This window comes from Sediminibacterium salmoneum NBRC 103935 (assembly GCF_000511175.1).
GTDB lineage: Bacteria > Bacteroidota > Bacteroidia > Chitinophagales > Chitinophagaceae > Sediminibacterium > Sediminibacterium salmoneum.
Genome location: NZ_KI866530.1, coordinates 1,427,243 through 1,428,220 on the forward strand (window position 1 = coordinate 1,427,243; position 978 = coordinate 1,428,220).

At 42.5% G+C, this 978-nt stretch carries 4 protein-coding genes; all 4 read right to left on the bottom strand.

Translation table 11 applies throughout. From position 1 onward, the window contains the following. Positions 1-141: large ribosomal subunit protein uL22 (locus P767_RS18815; RefSeq protein WP_316929612.1), on the bottom strand; the 141-nt coding region annotated here is incomplete at its 3' end. A gap of 39 nt (positions 142-180) precedes the next feature. Then, on the bottom strand, positions 181-450 hold the full coding sequence (gene rpsS, locus P767_RS18155; protein WP_026763916.1) for a 30S ribosomal protein S19: 270 nt from the start codon (positions 448-450) through the stop codon (positions 181-183). Between the two features lie 54 nt (positions 451-504). After that, a complete protein-coding gene (locus tag P767_RS19230; RefSeq protein WP_456113451.1) occupies positions 505-804 on the bottom strand; it encodes a hypothetical protein in 300 nt (99 codons plus the stop codon). Between the two features lies 1 nt (position 805). Continuing rightward, positions 806-952, bottom strand: a complete 147-nt coding sequence (locus P767_RS19235; RefSeq protein WP_316929613.1) for a hypothetical protein — start codon at positions 950-952, stop codon at positions 806-808. Positions 953-978 lie beyond the last annotated feature (26 nt).

Genomic DNA, 978 nt, shown 5'->3' on the forward strand with positions numbered 1-978 from the left:
CCTATCCCCCTGTGTGCCTTGCCTCCCACGACTCAGAATAGCAAGTGCTTTTTCCACTTCCATTCCGCGGATCACATCGGCTAACAGGCGCATTTTACGCGGACCTGTTGGATAATTGTTCAGTTTAGCTACTGCTTCCATTTCTTTTTTTGTTTGATGTATGGGGATTAACCCTTACAGTTATTTTTTAGTTCCTGCGTGTCCTCTGAAGTTTCTGGTAGGAGCAAATTCACCTAATTTGTGACCTACCATGAATTCTGTTACGTAAACAGGGATAAACTTGTTACCGTTGTGTACGGCGAAAGTATGTCCAACAAAATCAGGTGTGATAGTGCTGCGACGACTCCAGGTTTTAATAACGTTTCTCTTTACTTTTCCGTCGTTAATCGCAACTACTTTACCTTCTAGGTTAGCATCTACGTAAGGACCTTTTTTAATCGAACGACCCATAATTATTTGAGTTTACTGGTCTATTAGTTATTTTAATTATTTCTTCTGGTTAAATTATTTAGCCAGTTTTTTACCGTTTCTGCGCTGGATGATTAGCTTATCGCTACCTTTTCCTCTGGTACGAGTCTTCTCACCTTTTGCGTACTTACCGGTTCTGCTACGAGGATGACCTCCGGAAGCTCTACCTTCACCACCACCCATCGGGTGATCTACCGGGTTCATCGCAACACCTCTTACGCGTGGACGAATACCCTTCCAACGATTCTTACCGGCTTTACCTGCAGTTTCAAGGTTATGGTCACTGTTAGAAACAACACCTACAGTAGCATAACAGTTGATTAAAACTTTTCTCAACTCACCAGAAGGCATTTTTTAATACTGCGTATTTTTCTTCCTTGTTGGCTAACTGAGCAGAAGCACCAGCACTTCTTACCATTTTACCACCCTGACCAGGTTGTAATTCAATGTTGTGGATTAAAGTACCCAAAGGCATGTTTTTCATAGCCAATGCAGTCGTGGGAGGCAAGG